5 protein-coding genes are annotated in these 5,315 nt (G+C 42.1%); all 5 read left to right on the top strand.

All coding sequences use genetic code 11. From position 1 onward, the window contains the following. Positions 1 to 157: 157 nt before the first annotated feature. The 5 genes from pdaA to ASU00_RS22745 all read left to right on the top strand — a co-directional run bounded on the left by pdaA (position 158) and on the right by ASU00_RS22745 (position 5,146). Complete coding sequence (gene pdaA / locus ASU00_RS22765; RefSeq protein ID WP_057915730.1) at positions 158 to 943, top strand: delta-lactam-biosynthetic de-N-acetylase; 786 nt, start codon at positions 158 to 160, stop codon at positions 941 to 943. A 124-nt stretch (positions 944 to 1,067) separates the two neighbouring features. Then, entirely contained in the window at positions 1,068 to 1,952 is an 885-nt protein-coding gene (locus ASU00_RS22760) for a DNA-3-methyladenine glycosylase family protein (RefSeq protein ID WP_057915729.1), read from the top strand. Beyond that, complete coding sequence (gene rlmD, locus ASU00_RS22755; RefSeq protein ID WP_057915728.1) at positions 1,949 to 3,337, top strand: 23S rRNA (uracil(1939)-C(5))-methyltransferase RlmD; 1,389 nt, start codon at positions 1,949 to 1,951, stop codon at positions 3,335 to 3,337. The genes ASU00_RS22760 and rlmD overlap by 4 nt, the downstream gene beginning before the upstream one ends. 133 nt (positions 3,338 to 3,470) lie before the next feature. Continuing rightward, complete coding sequence (locus ASU00_RS22750; RefSeq protein WP_201786327.1) at positions 3,471 to 4,457, top strand: tRNA dihydrouridine synthase; 987 nt, start codon at positions 3,471 to 3,473, stop codon at positions 4,455 to 4,457. 173 nt (positions 4,458 to 4,630) lie between these two features. Next, on the top strand, positions 4,631 to 5,146 hold the full coding sequence (locus ASU00_RS22745; protein ID WP_057915727.1) for a YehS family protein: 516 nt from the start codon (positions 4,631 to 4,633) through the stop codon (positions 5,144 to 5,146). The last annotated feature ends 169 nt before the right edge of the window (positions 5,147 to 5,315 follow it).

Genomic DNA, 5,315 nt, shown 5'->3' with positions numbered 1-5,315 from the left:
ATGTGATAATTCGACCTAGAGCGGGAATAATTCGTCCGAAGATGTGATAATTTGACCTAAAGCGGAAGTAATTCGTCCGACGATCCAAGAACCAACAGCATGCATAGAATTCGCCATGTTCCTAACAATAAGATAAAAGGACATGGGGGATATTCTAATGAAAAAAATGGCGATTTTATTTGGTTTTATGTGTTTGATCTGCTCTTTTACGAGCCCGGCTTTTGCGGAATCCTACAACTGGGGTTTCAATAAAGGGAAAAACGGGACACCTGCCGATGCTGGTAAAAACTTCAATGAGATGCTGCCTAAGTATGAAGCGATTTATAAAGGGGATACAACGAAAAAAAACATATATTTGACGTTTGATAACGGGTATGAAAATGGCTATACTGCTCAGATTCTGGATGTTCTGAAGAAGCATAGTGCTCCTGGGGCTTTCTTCGTTACGGGACATTATTTGAATTCTGCACCTGAGCTTGTTGTTCGTATGGCGAAGGAAGGGCATATTGTCGGGAACCATTCCTGGAACCACCCAGATATGACCAGTGTGACGGATGAGGTCATTAGGACCGAGCTGATGCGGGTTAAGGTAGCGACGGAAAAATTAACGGGGCAAAAGGGAATGAATTATTTGCGTCCGCCACGCGGGATTTTTAATGAAAGAACCATGAAAATTGCAAAAAAGGAAGGATATTACCACATTTTCTGGTCGCTTGCCTATAAAGACTGGATCGTTGACCAGCAGAAGGGTGCGGCTTTTGCTCATGATGAAGTGCTTAAGCAAATTCACCCCGGAGCCATTTTATTATTGCATACCGTATCAAAGGATAATGCGGAGGCATTGGACTCGATTTTGACTGATCTTGAAAAGCAGGGGTATACATTCAGCAGTCTGGATGATTTAATGATTGAAAAACAATTGCCAAGCAGAATGCTTTATTAATAATGAAAAGCGGGTACCTGTAGCGACATTTCAGGTCCCGCTTTTTTCCATTCTCCTCAATTTCAAGTAATATTTCAGGAAACATGCTATAATACGTGGAAAACTGCTAAAGGATGGATCAGTTGTGTGGACAGAAAAATTACAGGTTCAAGGACCTTATAATTTCGATCTAGTTCTCGAGCGATTATCGTTAGACCCTCTTCAAGTAGTTGATTTTACTAACAGGACGGTAAAAGTTCCTATATATATAGAAAAAGAACCAATTGTTTTGCAGGTTCAGGCAATTGGAAGCATCGATGAACCTTTCTTTCTCATTAAAGGTCATGCAGAGGCGAACAGATCTAAAGCAATCGAACGGTTAAAGAAGGTTTTTCATTGGCATCAGCCACTAGAAGGCGTTTCCGAGCATTTCCGGGAATCCGATTTGAGAGGAATTTTCGAAGAACATCGTGGAACGGCGATAGTCTTGGATTTCGATTATTACAGTTGCCTCGTCAAATGCATCATACATCAGCAATTGAACTTATCTTTTGCTCATACGCTCACAGAACGATTCGTTAAAACATTCGGCTTTCAGATAGATGGTGCCTGGTTTTATCCGACACCGGAAACAGCAGCCCAACTTCAAATCGAGCAATTGAGGGCGATTCAGTTCAGCGGGCGAAAAGCGGAATATGTCATCGGACTTTCCGAGCAAATTGCCCAAGGCCATCTCCAACTTGATTTAATGGAAAAGCTATCCGATCAAGAGGTTATGGATACACTAATAAAAATACGCGGTATCGGCAGATGGACGGCTGAAAACTTCCTGCTTTTTGGACTCGGACGGCCCAATCTATTTCCTAAAGCCGATATTGGCATTCAAAATGCCCTGAAAATTTTATATGGCTTACCGCAAAAGCCGACCCAAGAAGAGATGGAGACCTATAGTGTCAACTGGGCTCCATATCTAAGCTACGCTTCCCTCTATTTATGGAGAAGCATTGAAAAACGGAGTGAAAAGAAATGACAAACATTCAAGATACAAAATTGGAAGTGAACCAAACCCTTCCATTAACCATTAAACGATTGGGCATTAACGGAGAGGGAGTCGGTTATTTCAAAAAGAAAGTCGTCTTCGTCCCAGGAGCATTACCAGGTGAGGAAATTGTAGCATTGGTCACAAAGGTACAGCCAAACTTCACCGAGGCGAAAATTAAAACCATCCGGAAAGAATCACCGCACCGGATTGCAGCTCCATGTCCAGTTTACGCAGAATGCGGCGGCTGTCAATTACAGCATTTAAGCTATGACCAGCAGCTAGTTGAAAAACGTGATATTGTCATTCAAGCGATGGAGCGTTATACGAAGCTCCCGGTTTCTTCATTAAATATAAAAGAAACGATCGGCATGGATGATCCATGGAATTACCGAAATAAAAGTCAGTACCAGGTCGGCCAAAAAGATGGGAAATTGATTGCAGGCCTTTACGGTTTGAATTCCCATACATTGATCGACATTCCGAACTGCCTTGTACAGCATAAATCAACCAATAAAGTAACACGTACAGTGAAAAAGATCTTGAAAAACCTGAACATCTCGATTTATAACGAAAGAAAAAGAAAAGGCGTAATCCGTACGGTCATCACACGGGTAGGCTTTGAAACAGGCGAGGTGCAGGTCGTCCTTGTAACAGGAGCGGAAGAAATTCCCCAAAAGGATCAACTGCTTAAACAAATTCGTGATCAGCTTCCTGAAGTGAAATCCGTCGTTCAAAACATCAACAATCAAAATACCTCGCTTATTTTTGGCGAGAAAACGATCCATCTTGCTGGCGAAAAAGTCATTAATGAAACACTGGGTGACATATCATACGAACTATCAGCCCGTACCTTCTTCCAGCTTAATCCTGTCCAAACGGTGCGCATGTATGATGAAGTGAAAAAGGCAGCAGCCCTAACCGGCACGGAAAAAGTTGTCGATGCTTATTGCGGTGTTGGAACGATCGGACTTTGGCTATCCCAAGATGCAAAAGAAGTTCGTGGGATGGATGTCATTAAAGAATCGATTGAAGACGCCAAGAAAAATGCAAAAAAACATAACCGAAGCAACATGCACTACGAAACAGGAAAAGCAGAAAATATCCTGCCGCGCTGGATCAAAGAGGGTTGGAAGCCGGACATGCTAGTCGTCGATCCGCCAAGAACAGGATGCGACCAAGCGCTGCTGCAAACAATCTTGAAGGCGAAACCGAAAAAGATTGTGTACGTTTCCTGCAATCCGTCCACACTGGCAAAGGACCTGCAAGAATTGAGCAAGATTTACGAGGTGGCATCCATGCAGCCTGTGGACATGTTCCCACAGACGAGCCATGTGGAGTGTGTCTCGCAACTCATTTTAAAAGAAGGCAACTAACCCTTTACGGGAGTTGTCTTTTCCTTATTTATTTGTAACGGATTAACAAATAAATAAGGAATGCCGATTTCCACAAATTATAACTGTCCAAATGTACTTGTGTTTGATTAAGCAATTTGAAGTTTTATTCATAGTGAGAGGATTTGAGTTTGAAATGATAGATAATTTTTGGCGTGATTTACCACGACCATTTTTTGTACTTGCACCGATGGAAGATGTGACAGATGTTGTTTTTCGTCACGTAGTAAGTGAAGCCGGTCGACCGGATGTATTTTTCACAGAGTTTACAAACTCGGATAGCTATTGCCATCCAGAGGGCATGAATAGTGTGCGTGGCCGTTTGACCTTTACAGAAGATGAACAGCCAATGGTGGCACATATTTGGGGGGATAATCCAGAATATTTCCGGCAAATGAGTATTGGCATGGCAGAGCTAGGATTTAAAGGCATTGATATTAATATGGGCTGCCCTGTACCGAATGTGGCATCTAGAGGGAAAGGCAGTGGTCTTATTCTGCGTCCAGATGTTGCTGCAGACCTTATTCAAGCAGCAAAAGCGGGCGGACTGCCTGTCAGCGTGAAAACGCGACTTGGCTTTACGGATGTAAATGAGTGGGAGGAGTGGCTAACCCATATTCTAAAACAGGATGTTGCTAACCTTTCTATTCATTTACGTACAAGAAAGGAAATGAGCCAAGTTGATGCGCATTGGGAGCTAATTCCGGAAATCAAAAAATTACGAGACCGTATCGCACCAAATACGCTGCTAACAATCAATGGAGACATTCCTGACCGTCAAACTGGGCTGCAGCTTGCTGAACAATATGGTATTGATGGCGTTATGATCGGGCGAGGGATATTTAAAAATCCTTTTGCTTTTGAAAAAGAGCCCAAAGAGCATAGCAGTAAAGAATACCTTGATCTTTTAAGGCTGCAGCTTGATCTTCAAGATCAATATGCGGAAGTATTGCCACGTTCAATCACAGGGCTTCATCGCTTTTTCAAAATTTATGTTAAAGGATTCCGTGGAGCGGGAGAATTAAGAAATCAATTAATGAACACGAAATCAACAGATGAAGTGCGTGCACTGCTTGATAACTTTGAACTCGGACAGGAATAGTGAAATGATGTACCTCCCAAAAAGTTAGGGAAGCAGTGACGAAACTTAAAAAGAAAATAACCGTCAGACTGACCCGGTAATCCTAAAGGGTTCCAGGCTCAACAGCTGCGTTCATTTCATTCATCTGTGAAGCGAAGGTACCGTGAAAAAAGAAAAATACAGGAGGTTTTTGAATGCATAATCATGATATATTAATCCGATTAAGGTATGCGCTGGATATAAAAAATAAAGATATGGTAGAGATTTTTAAACTTGGGGATATTGAAGTGTCAAGGGAAGAAGTTATGCAGATGCTCACAAAACCAACAGATGGCTTTGATGATGAATACGAAGATGATATGGATGATGATGGCATAAAGTGCAATAACATGATGTTAGAGTCCTTTTTAAATGGCTTGATCATCTTTAAAAGAGGGAAGCAGGAGCCAAAACCTGGCCAGCCAGAAAGCCCGGCACCTACAGTAAAGAACAAGGAAAGCATGAATAATATTTTGCTGAAGAAACTGAAAATCGCGTTGACATTAACGAGTGACGACGTAATTGATATCCTGGATGAAGCGGGTGTCGTGATAACTAAAGGAGAATTAAGCGCCATCTTACGAAAAGTCGGGCATAGGAATTATAAAGAGTGCGGAGATAAATATGCCAGAAATTTCTTAAAAGGATTAGCTTATAAATACAGGGGATAAGATTTCAGGGTCTTTTATTGTGCTATAGACACTTCCTACCAGTTCGATCCAGAGATGTAAGTCAGAAGAAAGGCCTTTTTCCTATCTTAAGGAAAGAGGCCTTTTTCGTGCGCCCGGCATGGGTGCAATCTATAGGGTGTGAGTCCCGAACCATGAAGGCAGTAGTAAT

The sequence above is a fragment of the Peribacillus muralis genome, assembly GCF_001439925.1.
GTDB classification, from domain to species: domain Bacteria; phylum Bacillota; class Bacilli; order Bacillales; family DSM-1321; genus Peribacillus; species Peribacillus muralis.
The sequence above is the reverse complement of the archived record's forward strand: the minus strand, read 5'-3'. Positions and strand labels throughout refer to the sequence as shown.